Source organism: Bradyrhizobium sp. CIAT3101 (assembly GCF_029714945.1).
Taxonomy (GTDB): domain Bacteria; phylum Pseudomonadota; class Alphaproteobacteria; order Rhizobiales; family Xanthobacteraceae; genus Bradyrhizobium.
This window is the reverse complement of sequence record NZ_CP121634.1, coordinates 3,606,223-3,629,289: the sequence shown is the minus strand read 5'-3', so window position 1 is coordinate 3,629,289 and position 23,067 is coordinate 3,606,223. Positions and strand designations below refer to the sequence as shown.

25 protein-coding genes are annotated in these 23,067 nt (G+C 57.5%); 6 read left to right on the top strand and 19 right to left on the bottom strand.

Annotated elements, in window-relative coordinates; all coding sequences use genetic code 11:
* Window positions 1-191: 191 nt before the first annotated feature.
* Window positions 192-1,046, top strand: a complete 855-nt coding sequence (locus QA645_RS17055; protein WP_283051661.1) for a DUF3800 domain-containing protein — start codon at window positions 192-194, stop codon at window positions 1,044-1,046.
* Window positions 1,047-1,089: 43 nt separating this feature from the next.
* Here the strand turns inward: QA645_RS17055 and QA645_RS17050 are convergent, their stop codons facing one another.
* The 4 genes from QA645_RS17050 to QA645_RS17035 all read right to left on the bottom strand — a co-directional run bounded on the left by QA645_RS17050 (window position 1,090) and on the right by QA645_RS17035 (window position 7,333).
* Entirely contained in the window at window positions 1,090-2,802 is a 1,713-nt protein-coding gene (locus QA645_RS17050) for a hypothetical protein (protein WP_283051660.1), read from the bottom strand.
* Window positions 2,803-2,870: 68 nt separating this feature from the next.
* Window positions 2,871-5,021, bottom strand: coding sequence for a hypothetical protein (locus tag QA645_RS17045; RefSeq protein ID WP_283051659.1), 2,151 nt, complete (start codon window positions 5,019-5,021; stop codon window positions 2,871-2,873).
* A gap of 81 nt (window positions 5,022-5,102) precedes the next feature.
* Window positions 5,103-6,854: a hypothetical protein gene (locus tag QA645_RS17040; RefSeq protein WP_283051658.1), complete on the bottom strand. Its 1,752-nt coding sequence runs from the start codon at window positions 6,852-6,854 to the stop codon at window positions 5,103-5,105.
* Between the two features lie 158 nt (window positions 6,855-7,012).
* Window positions 7,013-7,333 (bottom strand): hypothetical protein, encoded by a 321-nt coding sequence (locus tag QA645_RS17035; RefSeq protein ID WP_283051656.1) that lies wholly within the window; start codon window positions 7,331-7,333, stop codon window positions 7,013-7,015.
* 14 nt (window positions 7,334-7,347) lie between these two features.
* Between QA645_RS17035 and QA645_RS17030 the strand changes: the two genes are divergently transcribed.
* Complete coding sequence (locus tag QA645_RS17030; RefSeq protein ID WP_283051655.1) at window positions 7,348-7,581, top strand: hypothetical protein; 234 nt, start codon at window positions 7,348-7,350, stop codon at window positions 7,579-7,581.
* A gap of 463 nt (window positions 7,582-8,044) precedes the next feature.
* On the opposite strand, the gene QA645_RS17025 is transcribed toward QA645_RS17030, so the two are convergent.
* From QA645_RS17025 to QA645_RS16975, 11 genes are all read right to left on the bottom strand, one after another.
* Window positions 8,045-9,475 (bottom strand): AAA family ATPase, encoded by a 1,431-nt coding sequence (locus QA645_RS17025; RefSeq protein ID WP_283051654.1) that lies wholly within the window; start codon window positions 9,473-9,475, stop codon window positions 8,045-8,047.
* Window positions 9,472-9,789: a hypothetical protein gene (locus tag QA645_RS17020; RefSeq protein ID WP_283051652.1), complete on the bottom strand. Its 318-nt coding sequence runs from the start codon at window positions 9,787-9,789 to the stop codon at window positions 9,472-9,474. The genes QA645_RS17025 and QA645_RS17020 overlap by 4 nt, the downstream gene beginning before the upstream one ends.
* Before the next feature lie 5 nt (window positions 9,790-9,794).
* On the bottom strand, window positions 9,795-10,004 hold the full coding sequence (locus tag QA645_RS17015; protein ID WP_283051651.1) for a hypothetical protein: 210 nt from the start codon (window positions 10,002-10,004) through the stop codon (window positions 9,795-9,797).
* Window positions 10,005-10,071: 67 nt separating this feature from the next.
* A complete protein-coding gene (locus tag QA645_RS17010; protein ID WP_283051650.1) occupies window positions 10,072-10,383 on the bottom strand; it encodes a hypothetical protein in 312 nt (103 codons plus the stop codon).
* Between the two features lie 25 nt (window positions 10,384-10,408).
* Window positions 10,409-10,951, bottom strand: coding sequence for an HK97 family phage prohead protease (locus QA645_RS17005; RefSeq protein WP_283051649.1), 543 nt, complete (start codon window positions 10,949-10,951; stop codon window positions 10,409-10,411).
* Window positions 10,952-11,125, bottom strand: coding sequence for a hypothetical protein (locus tag QA645_RS17000; protein WP_283051648.1), 174 nt, complete (start codon window positions 11,123-11,125; stop codon window positions 10,952-10,954).
* 2 nt (window positions 11,126-11,127) lie between these two features.
* Window positions 11,128-11,715 (bottom strand): hypothetical protein, encoded by a 588-nt coding sequence (locus tag QA645_RS16995; protein WP_283051647.1) that lies wholly within the window; start codon window positions 11,713-11,715, stop codon window positions 11,128-11,130.
* A gap of 19 nt (window positions 11,716-11,734) precedes the next feature.
* Window positions 11,735-12,289: a hypothetical protein gene (locus QA645_RS16990; protein ID WP_283051645.1), complete on the bottom strand. Its 555-nt coding sequence runs from the start codon at window positions 12,287-12,289 to the stop codon at window positions 11,735-11,737.
* A gap of 346 nt (window positions 12,290-12,635) precedes the next feature.
* The gene (locus QA645_RS16985) at window positions 12,636-13,139 is read right to left on the bottom strand and encodes a hypothetical protein (RefSeq protein ID WP_283051643.1); all 504 of its coding nucleotides are present in this window, start codon (window positions 13,137-13,139) and stop codon (window positions 12,636-12,638) included.
* 677 nt (window positions 13,140-13,816) lie between these two features.
* Entirely contained in the window at window positions 13,817-15,691 is a 1,875-nt protein-coding gene (locus QA645_RS16980) for a hypothetical protein (RefSeq protein WP_283051641.1), read from the bottom strand.
* Window positions 15,692-15,702: 11 nt separating this feature from the next.
* Window positions 15,703-16,329 carry a hypothetical protein gene (locus QA645_RS16975; RefSeq protein ID WP_283053677.1) on the bottom strand — a complete coding sequence of 209 codons (627 nt, stop codon included), beginning with the start codon at window positions 16,327-16,329 and terminating at the stop codon, window positions 15,703-15,705.
* Between QA645_RS16975 and QA645_RS16970 the strand changes: the two genes are divergently transcribed.
* Both QA645_RS16970 and QA645_RS16965 read left to right on the top strand, forming a co-directional pair.
* Window positions 16,210-17,133 carry a glycosyltransferase family 2 protein gene (locus QA645_RS16970; protein WP_283053231.1) on the top strand — a complete coding sequence of 308 codons (924 nt, stop codon included), beginning with the start codon at window positions 16,210-16,212 and terminating at the stop codon, window positions 17,131-17,133. The two genes, QA645_RS16975 and QA645_RS16970, sit on opposite strands and share 120 nt — an antisense overlap.
* A 223-nt stretch (window positions 17,134-17,356) precedes the next feature.
* Window positions 17,357-17,749 (top strand): hypothetical protein, encoded by a 393-nt coding sequence (locus QA645_RS16965; protein WP_283051639.1) that lies wholly within the window; start codon window positions 17,357-17,359, stop codon window positions 17,747-17,749.
* 37 nt (window positions 17,750-17,786) lie between these two features.
* Here the strand turns inward: QA645_RS16965 and QA645_RS16960 are convergent, their stop codons facing one another.
* Window positions 17,787-18,206: a GFA family protein gene (locus QA645_RS16960; protein ID WP_283051638.1), complete on the bottom strand. Its 420-nt coding sequence runs from the start codon at window positions 18,204-18,206 to the stop codon at window positions 17,787-17,789.
* Window positions 18,207-18,331: 125 nt separating this feature from the next.
* Between QA645_RS16960 and QA645_RS16955 the strand changes: the two genes are divergently transcribed.
* Window positions 18,332-18,598, top strand: a complete 267-nt coding sequence (locus QA645_RS16955) for a hypothetical protein (RefSeq protein ID WP_283051637.1) — start codon at window positions 18,332-18,334, stop codon at window positions 18,596-18,598.
* 15 nt (window positions 18,599-18,613) lie between these two features.
* On the opposite strand, the gene QA645_RS16950 is transcribed toward QA645_RS16955, so the two are convergent.
* Entirely contained in the window at window positions 18,614-19,321 is a 708-nt protein-coding gene (locus tag QA645_RS16950) for a class I SAM-dependent methyltransferase (protein WP_254194270.1), read from the bottom strand.
* An 88-nt stretch (window positions 19,322-19,409) separates the two neighbouring features.
* Between QA645_RS16950 and QA645_RS16945 the strand changes: the two genes are divergently transcribed.
* Entirely contained in the window at window positions 19,410-20,165 is a 756-nt protein-coding gene (locus QA645_RS16945; RefSeq protein WP_283051634.1) for a dienelactone hydrolase family protein, read from the top strand.
* A 2-nt stretch (window positions 20,166-20,167) separates the two neighbouring features.
* Here the strand turns inward: QA645_RS16945 and QA645_RS16940 are convergent, their stop codons facing one another.
* On the bottom strand, window positions 20,168-20,887 hold the full coding sequence (locus tag QA645_RS16940; RefSeq protein ID WP_283051632.1) for a class I SAM-dependent methyltransferase: 720 nt from the start codon (window positions 20,885-20,887) through the stop codon (window positions 20,168-20,170).
* A 264-nt stretch (window positions 20,888-21,151) separates the two neighbouring features.
* Window positions 21,152-22,849 (bottom strand): HAMP domain-containing methyl-accepting chemotaxis protein, encoded by a 1,698-nt coding sequence (locus tag QA645_RS16935; RefSeq protein WP_283051630.1) that lies wholly within the window; start codon window positions 22,847-22,849, stop codon window positions 21,152-21,154.
* Window positions 22,850-23,067: the final 218 nt, after the last annotated feature.

Genomic DNA, 23,067 nt, shown 5'->3' with positions numbered 1-23,067 from the left:
GGGGTGCTTTGTGTCAGAACGGATCGACGAAATCGCCCGCTGCGATCATTGCGAGGAAGAATACTCACCGGGAGAGTTGGTCATTCTTGACCCACCGGCCGGTGATGGCGAGTGGATTTGCGCAAGATGCATTGAAATCAAGCTGCGCAGAGCTATCGCGAAGCTGCCGCGTGAGAACTGAGCCCCGACAGATGGCACATGGCAACACGGCAAACTCAGTAGAATGCTATTTTGACGAAAGTGGATCGCACGACGGGTCACCCGTCTTATGTGTCGCTGGATACATATTTTCACGGGAAAGCCGCGAGGCTTTAGAAGTCAAGTGGAAGCAGGTCCTGAGCCAATATGGACTGCCCCATTTTCACATGGCGGCCTGCGCACAACGAACCACACCATTCAACACCATATCGCGAGATGCAGGAGCTGATGCGGAGAAAAAAGTCATCAAGTTGATAAACGACCATGCACTTTTGGGCTTGGCGATTGCCATCAACGAGCCAGACTACGATTACTTGATGACACGCCAAGATATCACGGGCGATGCTTACAGCTTCTGTTGCTGGCAGATACTTGCAGGTGTCCAGGCATGGATCGCCCGCAACAATTTCGAAGGCAGAATATCCTACTTCTTTGAAGCCGGCCACAAAAGCCAGCGACGCGCCAACGCGATAATGAAGCGGATCTTCGAAGATGAGTCGCTGCGAATTCGATACCGCTACGAAACTCACGGCTTCGTCGAGAAGAACGACTCAAGTGCGGTGCAAGCTGCCGACATACTTGCTTGGCAGCAGGCGACGCAAATGAAACGCTGGCTAAAGAACGAACACAGAGTGAGGGCCGATTTTCAAGCATTGGTGAAAAACCCTCCCCACGAATTGTTCATTGCGAATAGGAAGACACTGGGCGGCGTCATTGCGTACCAGCGCTATCTTGAGCGTCTGCCCATCACCGACGCGGCCACCGGACGCTTTGGTAATTTTTGGTTCTGGAGTCCTTTCGACGGAGAACCCGGAATTTCCTTTCGCGCAGCTCGCGGTCGATTCTAGGCGCAGGCCAACTGTGACCAAGCTGGGTAGCGCTCACCACTGACTATTCTTCTGACCCTTCGTCCTCCGGAGTGGAGGACTCTTCAATCGAGATTCCATATCGTTGTATACGAAGCTCGTTCAATTTCGACTTTCTGCCAATCGCCCGAAGAGCGGCTTCGGCTTTGGCGACTATCGTTCGCATGTTCTCTGTCGCATTAATGATCCGCCGATAGTCCAACGCAGACAGAACCGCGCGGCGTAGCTCTGTTCCCGTACGGGCCTCGAACAGTGCTTGATACTGCTCGACCGGTGCAGCAGCGACCTGAACGCGCCTATCCTCGTCCATCCTCTCAGCCGAAAGTACCAAGTCTTGTTCAAAATCGAACACCGGCTTCGCCACCTCTCGTCTTTTTGTCGTTAGTTCAAGCAACCTTGCATCTTTGATATCTCGTTCAAACGGATCGTCCGACGCCCAAAACTCGTTGCTCGCCGCGCTCTCAGCGAATTCGATCAGAGCATCTGCGTCGGCTGCCCGACCCAATTCGCGCAAGATACTCAGGACCTCGTCTAAATTGCGTTTGCTTAGAACATCGATGTTTTCTTTGAAGCCACGTACAAGCGCTATACATACCTCATGGTCATTTTCGCCGAACGAGTCGTGATAGACTCGCCACGCCTGTTCGAACGAAACAGCTTTCTTTAATCGCCTATGCTTCAACTGGGCTTCAGCGGCCGCCTTCTCGATCAACTCCCTATCAAGCAAGCTAGTTTCAACGAACTTCAACAGCGCAACATCGAAATCATCGAGGTTGCCCCAGTCATATTCCTCTAGAATTGTATCCCAACGGGATTCATCTGCGCTTGGCGCTTCCTTACTATTTTTTCGGTCTATGTAGCGCCCTAATGAGCTTTGCCGGATGTAGTCCATAGGCGGAGGCTTTGCACCAGCGTCAAATTTGCACCAACCAAACATCGCGATGGAATGCACAGCCTGCCGGGTAACCTCTTCATCAAGCTTGCTCAGAGTTGGCTCCATCATCCGAACCAAACGCTCAATCTTCTTGATTACCCTGATATTCGCGATTCGGAGCCGTTCGCAGTGCTCTCGAATGATACTGGACAGCCCATCATTGCCCTCGATGGCGATTGACACAGCGTCAGTTGACGACGGCGCGTATACGAGTTTGACGTCAATGACTTTCTCGAAATAGTCCGCGAACTCCGCCTTGCTGGTTTCATCTTTGTCCACCTGGGACTGGTTTAGAAGAAGGATTACCTTACACCCACGCTGCTCGCGCAGAAACGAAACTAACCCAAACACGTCCTTAACCGACAGTGACCCGCTGCGTCGCTCCAGATCATCAACGCATATGATCTGATTTCTGATCGCAGAAAATAGCAGCGGTTGCGCCTTGCCAACGTAGCTGCCAACGACCGGTATGGCGGAAGCCACACTGACAAGCTTCTTACTGTTCTTGAGCACACTGGAGCCGCCAGAAACGAGCCACTCATAACCAGCGCCTCCTTGCGGAGCGAGCACTTCCATGTTCTCGAATATCGCCGTCCGCATTACATCGAGTGAACCTACGCCGAACAACGACACATACGAATACCGCCAAAGCCCCACTTCTCGTTTAATTCTAAGGCGATCCAAAATCGATTGCCACATGTAGGTCTTGCCGACTCCCCATTCGCCGGTAATGCAAAGCACTTCCGGGTCCGGAGACCTCAGAAAGCGTTCAACCTCGGACCTTACTGCATCAGTGGTAGACATAGATTCACCCCATCATGAGGGCTTGGAAGATACTGACTTTCATCCAAGCCCCCAATAGTCAGATGGACTTATAGGCGCCGCGTCTGTTTGGCCTTCTGAACCGTAGAAACGATCGTGCCCGGCAGCGATGCCTTCAAGTCTGCAATCTGCGCAGTTACGCGCGCAAGCCCTGCTTCATCAGCACCACGCGCATCAATGGTTACATTGACTGGCGCCGTAACGCTGCCGGTATCCGGCAATACACCGTTTGGCAAAATTTTCGTGCCCTTATCGAGGTAGCGAAGTTCAGGGCCTTTTTCACCGACTATGCTCCAACCACCCGGTGCGTTGTCGGTGCCGTCAGCAAACATGGGGAACGATAGCCCACCTGTGCCAGCACCAAGGCCGGTGCCGCTCATTGTTGGAGACGAACCACCCAAGCCGAACAGGCCCATTAGACCGCTTCCCGTCGTGCCGCCGAACGCGTTAGACCAGAGCTTGTCGACTGACATCGATAACAATTTTTCACTGATTTTGTTGAGCGCATTTGAACCGGCCGTTGCAAACGATTGCCAGAAGCTTTCGCCACTCTGGCGCGCATGCAAAAGGTCGGTCGCGAAGCCGGTAATGTCCGTACGAGCTTCGTTGCTGAAGTCCTTGACCGCGTTGTTCATCCGCATTTGCGCGGCTTCAGCGCTGTTAAGCGCCGTCGTAACGTCCGGGTATATGTTCTTAAGCGACGTCGCAATCTGCACGTCTTGCGGCGACAACAGAGCCGTTTGATTGGCGAAGTTGATGCTATTGGCAACCTTCGCTTTCTCCAGCGCAAGCGCTGCGTCACCGGCACTTTGGGCTAGCTTCTCGAAACCTGCCCGTCGCTGGTCGGTAGCCCCGAGGCCTTCCCGCTCTGCGGCCGCTTCCAATTGGGCCATGGCGCGAAGATGCTCAACATTGTCTGCGGTCGTACCAACAGAGTCTGCAGCGGCGTTTTGCGTCTTTACGTATTTCTGCAGTGCCTCCGTTGCGCGGTCGAGTGCATCATTGCTGTTGTCCTTATCTCGCCCCGCCACCTTCGACGGTGTCAGCGACTCATAATCAGAAGCAGACAACCCGGCCAGCGGGTGTTCTCTTGAGCCCGGATCAGGCGGATTCGCCTTGTCAAAGGCAGCATCCATCTGCGCAGCAGTCGGATACGTCGGCTCTGTAATGCGCTGTGATGCGTAACCTGGAATCGTCGCAGCGGCGCTATCGCCGTTCTGAAACGAAAAGCCGTCCCAAATCGCGCGACCGAAATTCTTCCAAGTGCCGTACTCAAATACTGGCGAGTCGTGCCATTCCTTGAATGCGCCTTCTAGCTTGTCGGCGTTGATCGTAATAACGCCGTCGTCAGCCGGAATGCCAGTCGCCGCTTCGAACTGCTTAAAGCTTTCGTCGCTGGCCTTCTGGATTTGCGCCGGGTCAATCGATTTGATGAACTTGGCCGACTTCTCAATCAGGTTATCTAGATAGGGCAACGCCTCATCAAAGGCCGCTTTCATATACATAGACCACTCAACGCTAGATTTGCGCCAGCGGTCGTCGAATTCTGCAGCCTTCGCAATCGTCTCTTCGCTGACGACAACGCCAGCGTCTTGAGCGGCTGTCCTGATGCCGTCTAGGCCGTGCGCCGCCTGCTCAAGAAACGGAATCCATTCCTTTGTATAGCCCAACATCTGCGCAATCGCGATTTGGTCTTGCGGGGTCTGAGCCCGTCGCACAAGGTCGCCCGCAGTCTGCAAAAGCTGATTTTCGGAAATCAACTGCCCGTTGGCGTTCTTGATACTAAGCCCGTTGGCGTCGAATTCTTTTGACAGCGAATTTGCGTTACGCTGTGCGTCGTTGAGTAGTTGCGCCGACTTTGTCAGGCCGGAATTGATTTGATCCATGTTCAGGCCAGCAACTTGGCCACCGAACGCGACAGATTGGAAATCGCGAACCGACAAGCCAGCCTCACGGGCCGTAGTCTGCATGTCGGCAAGTTCTTTGTTTGCCTTGGCGATGTAATCGACAAAGCCGCTTATTGTCGCCACGGCGCCAACAGCGCTGGCGCCAAGCCCGGTAAGGGCTGCTAGTGATAGGTCTGAATTAGCGCCGACGTTTGAAAGTGCGTCGCTTAGTCCCTCAACAGAACGTGTCGTGCTGTCGATGCCTTCGCCTGTCGCAGTAATCGTTACCCTGCGGACGATATCGCCTTCGGCCATTATTTCCTTTCACGGGCCGCAGGTGCGACCCGGTTTGCTCTCAATGAATTTTTGAAATGAATCGTTACGACGTCGCGGCCATTACGAAAGCCTTCCGCGCGTATCAACCCAACCATTTGTTATGATGTAGAGTGAATTTCCAGACGCGCTACCGGCAACGGCGCTAATCTGCGCGGACGTGTTTGTCATGACAACAAACGCATTCGTAACGTATACGCCGGTAACCGAGTTGCTAAGCGTCCAGTTTCCAGCCGGGGTTCCGGCGGCTTGTGCTGAGCCATTCGGCGAATAAACGAGCGCAAGTGACTGTGCCGCGCTAGAGTTGGTATAATCGCCTTGCAAGATCGCATCAACGATTACGCCGGGAGGCACTGTAAGCGTGATCGCAGACACTGAGGTGGTGATAGCCAGCGCTGCCGCATCCGCAACGGGAACGTCCCAAAGAAACTTGTCTCCGAATTGAAAGAACTTAATCCAAAAACCCGAAAGGTTTATCTTCATCGCACCGATGCGACGAAACAAGGTGTAGCCGCTAGGCATCGTCGGCGCCGTTGCGGATAACGAAGACAGGATATCGACAGCTTGGGTAGTTGGATTTTTGATTTGAAAGACGTGATACCAAGAGCCCGCAACAGCAGAGCCGGTGTCGAGAGAACCGTTACCGCTACCAACGACAAACGGCGCATATGTCTTAGACATGGCGCTAGCTAGCGTCATCAAATCAACGTTGGTGCTGTCGACAGCGACGCCAGCAGCAACAGAGAACGAAGCAGAGCCCCCGGCAGTGGAGAGCGTAAGCCCCGATAGATATCCGCGCACCACAGGAACGCCGATGTTGGCCCGCGCTTGCGCTTGCTGCGATGCAGTCAGAGACTGCGAGGCATTGTAATTTACGCCATGAAGGTTACTGAGCGCAGTATCGGTGTTGGCGACGTCAGACAGGTTATTACCGCTCGAAAGATCGCCGGTGCCCGGCTGCCCTGCGACATTGAACGTCCAGCTTGACAGCGTGCCGCTACCGCTAGTCTTGTCCGACGTAATGGTAAGCGTAGTGCCGCTGTAAGTCGCAACACCTTCAAGCCAGTTTACGCCCGACGAAGCACGCACCCTAGCGCCAGTCGTGTAGGCAAGACCGGCTTGCGTAGTGAACACCTTAGACCCGGTGCCAATCGCTATAGACGTAGTCGACGTGCCGCCATAGCTGGCGCCTGTCGGGCCTGTTGCTCCGGTGTTGCCAATGCTGGCAAGCAACTGCCAGTAAGTCGCGTTAGGCGGCGCGTTGCCTGTCGTCGCAAGAATTGCAATATACGAAGAGCCAGCACTATAAACGACATCGTTTGCAGCATACGTAGCCCCGTTATCGTAGGCGCCACGGATATTGAAACCCTTGTAGACGCCAAGATATGACCACGCGCCGCTAGACTTGACCCACAGCTTACCCGTCGACGCCTGAAAGGCGTACTGCCCGTCGTTGCCGTATGAAGGGTCTGGCACGGTAGCCGTCGACGGCACGAACACATAGAAGCCGTTTGTTTCAAGCGCGCCCACAAGCGTAGACACGTCAGACATCGCCTGTCCGCCAGCGAAGCGGAGCGGCGAACGCTGAACGATCTTGTATGTTGCGCCTGCGGTAACAGCGCTGTACGGCCACGCGTCAATAGAGAGCGTCGCGGAGTCGACGACGTCAAGAACGATTACGGTGTGACCCGCAACAACGATATCGTCACCCGGCTTCGCGTTTACACCTGACCAATTGACGCCGCTTCCGACAATGGAAGTAGCTCCGGCGCCGATAGATACGGTTCCGGTCGAATAGGTATTAAAAGCAGTCATCGATTACTTCTTATCTTTCGTATTCGTTTCGCTGATACGCCGCCATTCACCTCTGACTTTTCGCCAGATCATTCCGGTGGAAGGCTGAAACGCGAAGTTGCCGCTAGAGTCGGGCGGCGGTGCCGTAAGGTCGGCCGGTAGTGCTTCAAGTTTGATCATTAGGACGTCGCAGCCAGGATTGTTCGCTTGTCGCCGTTGCGATTGAGTCTCACGAAGGTATCGACGCCGCGAACGGTCTTATTGGCTTTGTAGTCGCCCTCACCGCCGCCGTACGGTTTCGGCATACGCGGGTTCTTGATGGCGTTGGCCAGCACGGGGTGCATTGGCCTATCGCTTACCCGGCCGGTGACACGATCCCAATTGGCTCGCAGGTCGGCACGCGGGTTGAAATAGTCAGTCATCATCACTCCAATAAAAAAGGCAGCCGACTGGCTGCCTTGGATTGCCTGCAAGATGTCCGTGCAGACGTCGGGTTTCATTGATACGATGATGCATGACCCGCTTCATCGTCTCGGTAGATGTCGACACTGAGTCGGATTGCTATCTGACGCCTGCACGGTTTGAAGACGAGGCGGAAGCAATGGAGCACGCAATCGGAATTGCCCGATGGCTCCGCGAGGTTGGTAATCCGCCCGGTGTCTGGGTACGTGGCGAGGCGGAAGACCGTCTATGGACTGTAGAAGAGCTCTTCGCGTTCGATTGGTTAAATGGGCCGATCAACGACTGATCGGCCCATCAGAGATTCCCCATTTTGGGGATACGTAAGATTTCCCATGGGCCGGTTAGAGCCCGCCGGCTGCCAGAGATGCGACGCCCCCTACCCTTCGCAGTTGCAGAAAGAACGAACTCGCGTGTGGTGTACTTCACAACCGCGTCGTACAGCCCTGCCTAGACTTAGCCCCATGTGGAGCCTTGTCCTACGTGCCCTGATAGTTGTGGCCATCGCGTTGGTCGCGGTGACAGCCATGTATGACGGGCCGTTCAAGCCGCTGGCTACTGCAGCGATGCCGGCGGTGAATGTTCCCTGACAGTGCGCGCACGCAGCCCGTCCTAGCCCTGCGCAGCACCCCTATTCTTGCTGCACCCCATTTTTTGACATGCTGCACCGCTGCACCCCCATATAGGGGGGGGTGCAGCAGTGCTTTGCTATACCCTGCTGTACCTTTGCTGCACCTAGGGTGCTGCAGCTGTCACGACCTGATGAAGTCCTTCAAGACGCGATGCTCATCCTTTGCCCGGTACGCCTGAAGCTCGCCGGTCTCCACCCACGTTTCCAGCATCTTCGCGACCCGCTGCTTTTCGGCCTTCACGGTCACATCGATGTCCAGAATCTTCGCGACGGTGTGGCCCGCCCATTCCTTGGATTGGGGGTCTTTTCTATGACTTCCGAGCGACAGCAAGTTCTTGATGCCTTGCAGTTGGTCCCTAGTGACGTCGGATACGAACGATGCACTCGTTGGCCACTCCCAACGGGTACATACACCGACGCTGTCAGCGCGCATAAAGGCTAGATTGCCCTCTCCCGCATTGCCAAGGTCAACGCCTTCCATTTTGTACCAGTCCTTTAGGCCGCTCTTCGGCGCCAAGTTCTGCTTATCTCCGAAGCTGCTGAAATAGCCAACGTGGCTGGGTAGCCCTGCCTTCGCGGCCTCGTCAGGCAGCATTGGATTAAGCACCTGCACCGACCGACACGCCGCAATAAACGAGCCAGCACCACGCGCCGACATAGCTGTGGCCATTCCGGTAGCTGCATCCGCCTTCGTGGTGTGGTGGGCAATATCGACCGCGCATCCACCCTCGCGGGCGACGACCACCCATCCGTGTTTGACGATCGCATCAATAGCGCCGTTATCGCTCTCCGGGGCGTCATGGCTGCTAACGAACGGATCAACGATCAAGACGTCGATTCGCTGACACTTGATCGCATCTACGAGTCCGTCGATAACCGGTTGCCTGATTTTTGTCCCGTTGCGGTCCGTAGCGGTAAGGATTAGCGGCGTCTCGCCTTCGACGAAGAGATAGTCAGCGACATCTTCCGGTTTGATGTTGTGGTACATCATCGCTGCGACCAAGCGCCGGTCTAATTCGTCCCTATCGTCTTCCAGATTGAAGAGCCATACGCGTGACCGCTTAGGGACTTCCTGCCCCAAAAGCGGCCGTCCACTCGCCATGGCCAGTGCCTCAACGATCTTGAGCGAAGTCTTACCGACAGCACCAGATGCAATCGTTGCCGACACATGCCGCCTCAATAGATGGCGGCCGTAAATCCAATCGCGCGCCGGAATGACTGATGGTTCTCGCCACACGAACGGAGACGGCTCAAATGAAATATTGTCGTTCGCAGTCTTTGGACCAAACAGCGACCTGACTTCGTCCCTTGTTAAAGTCTCCTTGCTCTGGTGGTAGAATGCCCGAACGTCTCCTATTCGCTCCTCCGGTACTTTCCTTACGTCCAAGTTAACATTCAACAACGAATAGGCGCGATCGTGCGTGAGATAGGTTTCGGAAAGCCAACCTATCTCTTGGGCGGCCCGCATAGCGCTAACTATGTCACCCTGCTTCCAACGCGATATGACGTCGCGCGCGAACTGCTCGCCTTCGCTCAACGAAGCAGTCTTCAATGCGCACCGCCCTTCTCCAGATTTTCGAGAAGAAACGCGATGTAGTCGGAGCAATCGTACAATCTGCGATGAAAGCCGACTTGACGGTTCGTGAGTGTTACTGCGTCACGCCATATCCCGCCGCCATAGTATGGCTCAAGCAACTGAACATCGGCGTCGCTCAATGCGATCTGCGCACTCAATTCGCGAAGCTGGTTAGCAGCCTCCCCGTTCCGGGCGTCCTCGGAATATTTCGAAGCCCGATCTTCGCGCCAAGTTGCCGAAGCTAATGCTCTAAGCTTTAGGTCTCGTTCAATCGTGTTTAGCGCTGTCATCAACTTCACTCGCCCATCGCTGCAATTTCAGCCGCGAACTTCTGAGTGTAGAACGTGAGGCCTTCAGCCACCTGCATTGTATTTTCGTCCTCGTACAGCACGATGGTACGCTTCTTGACGACGTCGACGCCGATCAATTGCGCCTTGAGCACCTTGCCGTCTTTCTCGATAAAGCCCAACACGGGCTCACCAACCGAGACGATAGATTTGGTCATAAAATTTTCCATAATGATTGAATGTAACGGCGCCCAACGTGCGGGCGCCGTGCTTGCTGCAATTCAGTTACGCAGCGATCCAAGCGAGGTATTCACCGCCTTCTCGCTTCGCGAACACGTCCATGGACGTGTTCATTTGCAAAAAGCGGCGCGGTCCGTTGGTCGCGTCGGGGTTTGTGCCGATCGCAAAGTAAATGTCCAAAGTCGCGGTAATCGAAAAGACGGCAGCGCCGAGAACTTCGCTTTCGACGGGACTAGCGTTGGTGGTTGTGCCTGCAGTCGCCATGCTCTGCGACCACTTGCATTCAGCAAGCAGCGCGATATTTCTTTTGTTATAGCCTGCATAGCCACAGCTAACGTGTACGCCTGAAAAGGCCATGTGTAGAATTTCCTTACATGATTGATTAGGCCGCGCGGACCGCTGCGGCCAGTTCTGATAGAGCGCGACTGAAGCGGGTGCTTTCGTCGTCGCGGGACTTCACAGCGTCGACACGGGCAAGGCCGTTGCTAGGATCGCTAACAATCGACACTTCAAACAGCTTCACCGCCTTTAGGGTTCGTCTAGCCGGATGATGCTTGCCGTGCATCACCCACGAAGTAGCGCGGTAGCCAATTGACATACCGTTGAGCGCGCCCATTTTCATAAGTTCGTAGACGTCAGCGCCTCGCGACGTCTTCGTGGCAATCTTGCCTTCGACGTACAGGCCGTTGTCGTCTTCGTGCATCGAAGTCCAGCGGCCAACTGGCATTTCGCCTTCAACGCCATGTTGCCACAGCATTTGAACCGGCCTGTTTTCTCGCTTGGCTTCTGCCAGCGTGTCAGCGAATGCGCCCTTGGCTACAATGTCGCCGTGTGAGTCGATGTTGCCGAAGACGGAAGCGTAGCCGCTGAAAGTGCCCTGCTCGTCCCATTCTTTAACTTCGAAGGGACGACTTAGCTTTTCCATTCAGGCCAACTCCGAGAGCTTTCGAAGGAATTTGTCAAACGCTCTATCGACGTCGGACGAAGCGGCATCTACGCGGACAATGTCGCCCCCGATTACTTTGTACTCACCTTCGGGCAATTTTGACCAGTCGAACGACTTCGTGTTGGCACTGGCTTTCTCGTAATACTCGCTCATCTTTAAGCAAGCTCCTTCGGAAGGCGCTTCAGATAGCCCGCCTTCTTTTCGGCGAGCAGATATTCCGCAAGCCCCGATGTTCGCTGCGATGGCACACCCAGGAACTCTGGCGCGTTCAAGCAAATGCCATGCAGACCAGCGCCGGAATCGATGAGTGACTTTCTGAGGTTCCAATATTTCGAGTTCGCGGAATAGGCGGCTGCGAGTGCCTCGTTCAACGCAATCCGTATCGCGTCGTGTTGCGGCTTCACGTCATCGCAAATCTTTCTTCCTGCCTTGCGTGTCTCGTCCGCGATCTGCCGACTCAGAAGATGTGAAGCGTCCGCCAATGCGTTGTTGTTCGCTGTCTCCTTTCGAAGGAGTGAGTCCAAGTCGTTATCAATTGAGACGTCCTGATTGTTGATGACTCGTTGAACGTTTTCAGATGCGGTCAGATTTACATTTCCCGACGCAATCTTTTCTTGCGTTAGTTGAAAAACCCGATCATCTGATTCTTTTTTACGTCTCTCAACGTCTCGATGCTTTGCCTTCAGATTGGTCAGCCCTTCGAAGCCGGGGACGATGTCAGCGCGTAGATTTTGAATGTTCATTGAAAATGCTCCAATATGATTATGCTGCATTGGCCACGCGGGCCGTCCAATGATCCGTGTTCATGAACGCAGCTAGTTCGAACAGGACTTTGCCGGAGATGCGCTTCGTAGTGGAGACGCCCTCCTCTCTCGACTTCGCGGCTTTAACGCCAAAGACCGTTTCGGTAGGCAACCGGCCAGCGCGTTCGCGAACGATACTGATACGCGGCCGTTCCAGATCGACAACGACGTAGGCGTTGTAGCTGTTTACGGCGTCGGACAGATGGCCTTCGATGCCTCGCGGATCGAAGCTATCTAACATTGCCGCAATCGCGTCGCCCGCTCGGTTGCCGTCCTTGTCGCGGAGGTCGTAGTACAACTGCGCCGCCTTTGCGGCATTGTGCGCCGGGACGTCTGCGACGCAGCCAAGTAGCAACAGGGTCGCGTGGGTGCTGTCGACATCTGCGTGGCTGGAGCCTTCGCATTTTGGAATGAGTCCGTCTTCCCGCTCAGTGCGGTAGACGGCGTTGACCGTCGACGCTCGAAATCCGGTGATCGCCGGAAACGATTTCAATAGTTCGGGTGCCGTAGGCACGGCTATGTCTCCTTGTCTGTTGGAGGTTGGTGCACGGCGCATTCCGCCGTGCGTTGGTGTAAAAAAAACGCGGACGCCCTGCGGTAAAGGGCGCCCGCGCAAGTCCAGTCCGCCGCCAGAGGCGCCGGGGCTGAGTAATTCATATGTCAGGGGTTGGCAGGTGGTCCGGGCAACAAAAAAGCCGCCCAATGGGCGGCCCGGACGCAACTACGACCTATGAGTACATCCTAACCTAAAATGGTACAAAAGTCAAATCACAGCCTATGCGGGATTGATATCATGGATCTTTTTTCTGCCGCCCTCGCTGAGCCGTCGACTTCACTAGTTGCCTTTGCAACCATCTCGCCTAATTGGCCTGTAACAGCCCGTAATGCTGAGCCAATAAGAACAGTCCGACCTTGAACCTCTCCAACCCAACGGCTCGCGCCGTCTTGGGGCATTTGGCGCCAGTCAGGGCCACGCCCACAGCCGCAAGGTCGTCCTGCCCGTCTAGCAGGATCATATCGACAGGCCGCCTGTAGACGTCCGGCAACGTGTCCCGGGCCGCTCTGTAGCGTTCGCGGCTCTGCGTCTGCAGTCGCCCCACGGGCAAGCCGCCACCCGATCCCCCGCCCGTGCGAACGCGGCCGTAGTCGATCCCGATCAAGGTCGACATACCGGCGCCGTACCAGTCTTCGTAATACTTGTCCCCGGCCACCTTCAGAGCCGCGTTCAGCATGGCGTCTGGATAGAGCTTCCCCTGCTCTGCCAGCCTTTCTAGGAGGCTCTTCCGAAACTGGCGCGGCTTGGGCGCGTCGTCGTTAGCAGGCTGGTATTTGGTCTTGGCGGCGGTAACTGAAATGTCGAGCAATCAAGTCTCCGCAAAAAGCGATTGCCCGCGCGCTGCCGCACACGGGCGTTTCTGTTCAAAATGTTCGAAGCCCGGTGCCGAGTCCCAATGGCAACCGATAGCTGACCTTATACTCGAAGAAGGCCCCAAAAGTCAATGTGTATCTAGAAATAATTCAATGATTTCAAAGTGGTATGGCCGCGCCATTGAAATCGTTGGCCGAATTTCGCGATTGTCCAACTATTCGAAGCAGATTTCTCCGGACACCTCGTTACGCGCTAACGTACGTCGTATTCGTCGGCTACGACGATCTATGCTTTCGTTGGACTGGCGGCGCGATTATTGGTGCGCCAGCCGGTTTCATCATCAACATCAGTCGGCGCCTCTTCGGCTGAGCCACTTACCGCCGCTTCGTATCCGACCAGACGCCGAAGCTGAAAATCCCGCTTCGTTCTTGTCGGCTACAGGGTTCAATCCCCTCAGCCGGCACCAGCAACGGTTCACGCTGACCTGTGGGCTCCGTTCGTCGGCTTCTATCCCGGCACGCATCGGAATGGCATTGCCGCGAGCTCAGAGGCCGTGCAGGAGGATTCCGAGACTGCATGGTCCCGCTGCTGCCCACCTTCCTCGACAACGCCTTGGCCGAATGGCGCCTCGATCGCGACTAGCCAGCGAGCGCTGGACGTCAGCCGGACCGATCAGGGCCCTATTCGGCTGAGATGAAGCACAGGCTCGTCTCCCTCCGCCCAGTCGATCTTGTAAACACCTTCCGACTTACCTCGTTCTTCAGCATCGAAAGCGTTGGCATATCGCCGCCAAAACGCCTCGTCGGCGGCCGCGATGACAAGCAACGTATAGTCCTTCAATCTCTCTTCGAGTGACACATCGCATGTCCAAATATCCGCAGCCGAATAGGGCTTTCCCAGCGACCAGCAAGCTGACTGGGTCGGGTTCTCGTACATTTCAAACTGAAAAGCGTAGATCCCGAACCCGGTATCGGCCTGTTTGATGAAGTAGACAGTTTCGGCGGGTTTCAGAAACTGCTTGGCGTGGTCGGCAAGCCGCCGAACCTGACGCCTGGGGAGTTCGACGTTGGTCTTGCGATATTGCACGTCAGTGCCGAGTTCGAGCTCGAGACGGAATAATAGAGGATAATATGCAAGGAGAGCGATCAAGAGCAGCGCCGGACCCCAAGGCTTTCGCATCCTGTGAATGAACGCGGTCACGATCAAGGTTGCGCAGAGGGCTGACCAAGCCAGCAAATACGTCCCAAGGTACCTTTCGAAAGAGGCTAATTGGAGCGCTTCGTAGTCCGAGAAGCGTTCGATGTATAGAATGAGAAGCAGCAGGATAAAGGCTGCGGCACCTAATGCGATGGTCGCAAACGTCAAGGCGTAGGATGCGAGAGACTTCCTGAACAGAAGACATACGATCAAACTTACGGCGGTGAGCGTTGCAAGCACGTAGATGGGCCGGATCGCCGTGGTCGGACGGATGCCGAATAATGGCACTCCGCTGTAGGCTGGGAGGCCGATGGTCAGTCGCGTATACATCTCTCGTACGATCTGAGAATTGCGCGCCGTGAGCCCATCGTCTCGCAATGCGCTTGCCAAGGTCTTCAAACCATTGACGAGATAACCAGAACCGGATTCACCGCCTATCGACATAGAGAATTTTGTCCAAAGGCTGTGCGTCACGATGACAGCGGCGGGCACAATTAGGATTTCGACCAGCGTCCGCCCCGTCAGCACACGATCTCGACGCCGCAGCAGAATTGAAATCGAGCTGACCGCGCAGGCGACCATCGCGAACGGAAGGCCGGTTGCCTTCAAGAGCACCAGAAGCCCGCAGAATAGTGAATTGCAGACAATGATCGCGGCGACGGACTCTTCCGTCAACGCCACGACAAAGGCGGCTCCCAGAACCATCGCAAGAAGCACGTCGACCAGCGTATCATCGAATGAAAACTGAAACAGGAAAACAAGCAAAAATATGAGTGCGACGCTCGCGGCGCCCGCGGTTAAACTCTTCCTGGCCGCCGGTGCGGCGAGAACCGCAATTGCGCTGATCGACAACATGAAATGGAAGAGCAGCGCTTTGGGTTCGCTGTATCCGGAGAATTTATTGAAGAAGTAATTGGCCAGTGCCGCGCCCGGTGGATAGCTCTTGCTGCCGATCCAAAAGCTGCTGCCCTCAAACATGCGATCGTAGATCGCGAGAAATTTTGTCATTCGGGTCCACAGACCCAGGTCGTCCCAAACGTAGAAACTATAATCACTCTTCGCGAGGTAGAAGACGACGATGAGGAACGCCGGCGTGATCAGCCGCGCAACCGGCATAATTGATCGCGCATCGCGCCGGAACGCGAAAAAGACGTAAGGCAGAACCGCCCAACCTAGGAATGCCAAAGCATATGTCGCTACAGCAAGCAGGTCGAAAAGCGACGCCACAAATAGAACGATAACGATGGCCGAAAGTGTCGCTAGAACGCAATTCTCGATTTGCGCGCCTAGCCTCAACGAAAGGACCAGCGCAAGCGACAGGACAGCGATAACCGGCACGAACAGCAACATGTTGGACGATCTCAGTAAAATTTAGCGATGGTCACGATGTACTTCACCCGCCAAACGACCGCGTCGGCGGCCCGCATCTCGACGGTAACTTCGTCGCTCGATCGGAACCAACTTGAGTCACGATACTCCAGCCGCGCGCCCTCGATCGGCCGCCCGTTGCAATTCTCGTGGACCGAGCTGGCAATGACACCAGAGACGCTGTCAATCTTCGCCGTGCCGTGCTTGGCCGTCGCCACAATCTTCCAGCCGTTCGTCGACTTACAATCGGGCCCATGAGATGCTAGCCAGACGTTAATTGGCGCCGCCTTCCCGCGAGGGACTGTGATGGGCACATCGGGCATAGTTGAAAGCTGTGGATCGCTCGGGTTCAGGAGCTTTTGAAAGCCGAACAAAACTATCGCTAAGGTAGTAACATAGTACGGAACTTCTCCGCGTATCAAAGGGGGCCCTCTTTGGCTGATGCATGCTTGGCCGTGGTTATTCCATGCTTTCGCGTCAAAAATCAAATACTCGAGGTTATCGGGGCGATACAGGCTGAGGTTGCGTTCATCTTCGTGGTTGACGACAAATGCCCCGAGCAGACGGGCGACTACGTTGAGGCCCATTGCAGTGATAAACGAGTCGTCGTTCTCAGGCATCCCGCGAATCAGGGTGTCGGCGGCGCGGTGATGACCGGTTACAAGGCCGCCATGAAGGCCGGTGCGGACATCATCGTGAAGATCGACGGCGACGGTCAGATGGATCCTCGGCTCATCCCCTTTTTCGTCGAGCCAATCATCAACGGTGAGGCTGACTACACGAAGGGAAATCGCTTTTTCTTCTTAGACGAATTGCGGTCGATGCCGACACTGCGAATCTTCGGAAATTCCATACTGTCATTCTGCAGCAAGGTCTCGACCGGCTATTGGACGGTCTTCGACCCTACGAATGGGTTCACCGCCATTCATACGAACGTCGCCCAACTCCTTCCCTTCGCGTCGATCAGCAAACGATATTTCTTCGAGACGGACATGCTGTTTCGCCTCAACATCGTACGCGCGGTCGTCGTCGACATTCCGATGGATGCGAAGTACGGGGACGAGCAGAGCAACCTCAAAATTTCGAAGATCATCGCGGAGTTCAGCTTCAAACATTTCAGAAATGTCGTGAAGAGAATTGTGTATACCTACTACCTCCGAGATCTATCGCTTGCATCGTTCGAACTTCCCATCGGCCTATTTTTGATGGTCGGCGGCGCAACATTCGGAATAAACCGATGGGTCGCCGGCGCACACCTCCATGCGGCCGCGACCGCGGGAACGGTCATGCTCGCCGCCCTGCCGTTTTTGGCGGGCCTCCAACTTATTCTGGCGTTCTTGGGGTACGACATTTCGTCGGCACCTAAGCGGCCGATTCACAAAAGCCTTCGCAGGGCGAAATTGCTCGGCACTGAAACTCATTGAAATCGCCGTCCGAATCACCGGAACCGGTCATCGCTCGCTTACCTGCAAGAATGCGTGGCCAGAACGAAGGTTGGTGTTGCCGTAACCGGCGACATGTCGCGTGGAAAGGCGCAGCGCCGGTTTTGCTCGATCATGGGTTGCGGTGATAGCCCTCACCGATTAGGATTCAAGCAGGACGCCGATTTTTCGCGCGGCGGCGCGACACCGGGGGCGGGAAATAGCGATGCCGTCTTTGAAGCTTTCACAGGTCGCCGGGATCTTTCTGGCCCTGATCGCGGTCTATTTCCCGGTCGCGCTTTATCTGCAGTACAGCTTCGTTCCGAAGCCTGACCCGCCGAAAGTCACGCAACTGACCGGCCCGTTCCGCAAGCTCGACCCGACCGCCTATCAGGCTCCGATGCCGACGCTTGACGGGTTCGGAGATTTTGAAAGCCTCCCGACCCGATCGACCGTCACACTTTTTGAAAATGGACGACCGCTCGGCCCGGCGCACAGTCCCAAGGCGGTCGTCAACGGCGGATACTCGCATCACCGCGGCACCGGAATCATCTTCTCGGCCAGCGACAACAGCGATCCGAACACCAACGGGCGAACCTATTCGGTGACATGGCGATGACGGCGGGATCTGGAACGACCACATCCATCCGCGTTCGTCAGCTCGACGTCTTCCTGATGCTGCAGTGTGGGAGATGCTCGACGTCTGCGCCGGTGATCTCCACCCATACATGCTTCGACCGCTCGAAGACCGATTTGATTGGCGCGGGGAAGTTCGGGTCTGCGATCGCGCCGAGGGCGACGCCGATCATCGCCGGCAGATTGTCGGCTTTCCAATAAACGGTCGAGCCGCAATCAGGACAAAAATAGGAGCGGACCGTGCCGCCGCTCTCGGCGGGACGGACATATTCCTTCGTCGTCCCGAAAATTGTGACGGTGTCTGCAGGATAAAAGGCACCGACGCCAAATGGCGCGCCGCTCCGCCGCTGGCATTCGATACAATGACAGGCCGCGACCCGGTTGGTCGGTCCCGGAAGCGAAAGTGAGACTGCGCCACAACTGCATCTGGCATCGATCATTGACTACACTCCTTGTGTCTAACTCTTGCATGTCCGGGCATTTTGTTCCGCCGAATCTCGCATGGCCTCATGCACAACCATCCGTATCGCGCTCCGTAACTCGAAGCGGTGGACTCGGAGCTTGCATGGCAATTTTGACCAACGAAGAAAATCTCGCCGTGCAGGCGAAACTCAATTTCATCCTCGGTGCCAAGACATACGATACATATTTCCAGGGGTTTCACTGCTCGGAATTGTCTGACGGGATCGCCATCGCCTATGCCAAGAGCGAGTACATGGCCGGTGTTATCAGCGCGGAATTCAGCGGCGAGATCGCAGTGGCGGTCGAAAGTATCGTCGGAGAACGCGTGACGGCCGTGCTGGTCTTGCCGCCTCCCACGTTGCGGCGATGAGCGCGGAGCGGCCGGTCAAACGGCCCCCGCGCCGCCGTCCGGCAACTCATCCATCCGCCAGAGCCCGATACTCTTGTCGCGCCAGCCGCCACCGCCCTCGTCGCAGCGCTCATCGATCAGCTCGGACGGGCGCGGCCAGTGGAACGGCGCCTTGGTCATGTTGAGCGCGCGCCAGTCGCCGTCCTCGCAATCGCCATTGTTGTCCCACTCCGGAAACGTCGTAACCAGCAGGAATTGCGCGCCGCTTGCACGAAAGCGAGCGATGGCGCGCGCGATGTTCTGGAAGCTCAGATGCACGAGGCAGTCGCGGCACAGGATGACGTCGCAACCCGGCAAGGAATCGCGCGTGATGTCGGCGACCAGAAAGCGGCCGCGCACATCGCCTCGCGCCACGCGCGCCATGTTGGCCGCGATCAGCGACGGCACGATGTCGATGCCGGTATAATCGACCTCGAGCTCGACGCTGCCGATCCAGCCCGCATCGCCGCAAGGCGCATCGAGCAGCGAACGCGCGCCAAGCCGCTGCAACAGGCCGGGCAGCGTCTCGCGGATTCCTGAGGTGGCATGCCCCTCCGACCCAAGGCCCGAGACCGAGGTCGGAGCGCCCCACAGGTTGGTCCGCTGAATCCGCTCGAAGCGCGCGGCAAGATCGAGGCCGGCAAAATTCTCGCGGTCGGCAACGAACCGTTCATGGGCGAGAACAGAGGGACGATGGACAATCATCGGGTGGGAACTCGCGTCAAGATTCCGTCGCAAGCATACTATAGGGGCGAGCCATTCAATCCGGAATCTCTCGCAAGCGAGTTCGTTGATGATCACCCGACGAATGGCCCTGGGCGGTCTCGCCGCTCTGCTGTCACCCATTGCCGCGCGCGGCGCACCCGGCGAGCAATTCAACGTCGCGAGCGGACATGACAGCCTGCCGGTGTCGCGTTATGCGGCGGCAGTCGACGGAAAACGTCCCGCCGTCATCGTGCTGCACGGCTCCCGCGGGATTGAGCTCAGGGCCCGCGCCTATGAGCGATACGCCGACGCGCTGACGGCACAGGGCATCGACACCTATTTTCTCCGCTACATGACACCGGCCGACATGGCTGCGTTGACATCCACCTCGCACGACATCCGCGAGGCCTATGAGACGACGCGGTTCGACGGCTGGGCCGATACGGTCGCCGCCACCGTGACGGCGGTCCGCGATCGATCGGACAGTTCGGGACGCATCGGCCTGCTCGGCTTCTCGCTGGGCAGCTATGTCGCCGCCGAGGCTGCCGCGCGCGACACCCGCATCAAAGCCCTCGCGGCGCTCTATGGCGGCATGCCCAAAGCGATGACCGCCAAGGTCAAGCACCTGCCGCCGCTGATCGCGCTGCATGGCGAAGCGGACAAGAACGTCCCGATCGCGGAAGGCCGGCAACTGGTCGCGCTCGGCAAGTCGGTCGGCGCCGAGACCGAATTCGTGCCCTATCCGGGCGAGGCTCACGGCTTCGATTTCTCGGACACCGATCCGATGACCCAGGATGCGATCGATCGGGTCACGCGGTTCTTCCAGGCCAAACTCATCGTCTGAGCTTAATCCGGCTTCTGCCACTCCATGATGTAGAAGAACGGCACGCGACGATGATGCGCAATTCTATTGGGATCGCCGGCTGTGGGCTGCGGTTCAACGAACAGGCGCAACTGGAGGCCGTGACCGAGCAGCAGCGTCATGTAGGTGCTGAGCGGACGATGCCAGTTCTGGACACGGATGCCGCTCCAGCTGACCCAGATCGGCCGCTCGTCCATGTAGTGGTCGATCGCGAAGCGCAGGACACCCTCGCGGTCGCGCGTCCATCCGTCGGGCTGCCCCGCGGTATTGAAGCTGGTCAGGTTCGCGATCAGCAGCGTGCCGCCCGGCCTCAGCGCGGCCGTCATCTTCGCGATAGCCCCAGCAAGATCTGGCATGTCGATCAGGCTGAGATAACTGACAACCAGGTCGAACTCCGCCTCGACCTCCATCGTCTCGGCGGAGCCGAGCCGGTAGTCGCCCTGCGGATCCAATTCCCTGGCGCGCGCAAGCAGCACCTCGGTCGGATCGATGCCGGTGGTGCGGATGCCGGCACGCTGCATGATGCGGCAGAACCGCCCTTCCCCGCAGCCGACATCGAGCGCATTGCGGAAGCCGCGCCCCTCGACGCGCGCCCGCATCGGTGCATCCAGCACAAAACGCCGGCCATAGTCGCCGTGTTCGCCCTGCTCGACGATCCATGCGGACGCGGACGCGGCCCAGCCGTCGCCGATGTCATCGCTCATGGCGTAGCCTTCGCGAATGGAGTTGGCCGCTTGCGAGCGGGGACGGCTACTGACCACAGATTGGATCAGAGTTCAACATGAGGTAGCATGCGAGCCGCATGCCGTCCTACACCAACCGGGAAAACGCCAAGATCATCGCCGGAGCCGTCGCGGCCGTCGTCGCGACGCTGTTTCTCTTCGCGGTCGCGATGGCGTTCTTGCTACAATAAGATCTGTGGTCCGCCGGCGGCCTGGAGTGCCGCCGGATCTTCTCCGTCGCGCGGCTCAGGCCGCGCGCACCGTCCGCAGGAATTTTCCGACTTCGTCCTTCAGCCGATTGCTGTCGGTCGCCAGCATCTTCGCGGTCGAGAGCACCTGCGAGGACGCCGAGCCGGTCTCGGCCGCGCCGCGCTGCACGTCGGTGATGTTGGTCGAGACCTGCTGGGTGCCGTGCGCGGCCTGCTGCACGTTACGCGAGATCTCCTGGGTCGCGGCGCCCTGCTCCTCGACGGCGGCGGCAATGGTCGAGGACACTTCCGACAGCCGCTCGATGGTCGCGGAAATGTCGCGGATCGCCGTCACCGATTCCTGGGTGGCGTTCTGGATGCCGGAGATCTGCTGGCTGATCTCGCCGGTCGCCTTCGCGGTCTGCTCTGCCAGCGTCTTCACCTCGGAGGCGACGACGGCGAAGCCGCGGCCGGCCTCGCCCGCGCGCGCCGCCTCGATGGTGGCGTTCAGCGCCAGGAGATTGGTCTGGCCCGCAATGGTGTTGATCAGCTCGACGACGTCGCCGATGCGCGTTGCCGCGACCGAGAGCTCGCTGACACGCTCGGTGGTGGTGCGGGCCTGATTGACGGCCTCGCTCGCCATGCGCGCGGATTCCTGCACCTGCCGGCTGATCTCGTTGACCGAGGACGACAATTCCTCGGTTGCAGTCGCGACCGACTGGACGTTTCCGGTGGCTTCACCGGAGGCAACCGCGACCACCGAGGTCAGCTCCTGCGCGCGGTGCGCCGTGGTGGCCAGCGTCGAGGACGACGCTTCGAGCTCGGTCGAGGCGGATCCGACGGTGTCGATGATCTCGCCGACCGCGCGCTCAAAACCGTCGGCCAGGTTGAACATGTCGCGGCGGCGTTGCTCGGCAGCCTGCTTCTCGGCTTCCACCTGGGCCGCCTTGAGCCGCTCGACCTCGATCGCGTTGGTCTTGAACACCTCGACCGTTTTGGCCATCTCGCCGATCTCGTCGCGGCGATCCTTCTCCGGCACCTCGGTCTTGAGATCGTTGCGCGCCAGGCCCTCCATGGCGAACTTGAGCCGGGCGATCGGCTTCGACATCGCCACGAGGCCGATGAAGAGTGCGATCGCGATGCCGACGATCAGGCCGCCGGCACTGACGCTCACCACGGTCCAGGTCGCGGATTTGGTATCACGCTCGATCGCTTCCTTGCGCTGGGTCACGGCCTTGGACGTATCGGCCGTGAACTTGGCAACGCGATCGAGGGCGGCATCGATCAGCGGATCACACTCCTTGTGAGCACGATCGGCGGCCTTGGCGTTGTCTTCCGGGCTGTTCGCAGCCGCGCCGGCCTGGAGCACGGGATCGCAGCCCGCAAAGGCAGCCGTCAACTGCGCGCCGACGCTCTTCGTTTCGCTCGCTCGCGCCGGGTCGTCCTGCTCCGCAGCGTCCAGGTACTGGCGAATCTCATTGCGGTTCTGGTTCGCGATCTTGAGGCGATTGGCGTTGCCCGCCTCGGTCGTCTCGGTGAACACCGCATAGAGCGCGGCGTGATAGGTCTCGATGCGGCGTTGGGCCCGCGTGAGATTGAGGGCCGACGACTGCATCGCGGTGAGTTCGCTGAAACCGTCGACGGCCGCCGACAGCTCACGGATGCCGAAGGCGGCGACGGCGACCAGGGCGCAGCCCATCACGGTCACGATCAGCGCAACCTTCAACACGATCTTCAAATTGTTCAAAAAGCTCATCGCAGCCGCCTAATATTTTCCGGTCACCATTGACCGAAGCAGTCCCAGCGGCGGCATTGGAACCCGCTAACGTTAAAATTTGATACTAAATGACGCGCGTAACCTTACGGGAAAATACCCAATCGGCGGCCGCGTGTAAGCCTCACGTAAGTTTCGATCGATTATGGGGCCGCCCGAGCCGCCATTGCTCGCCCGGAACCAACCGCCGGGCTCGCTCG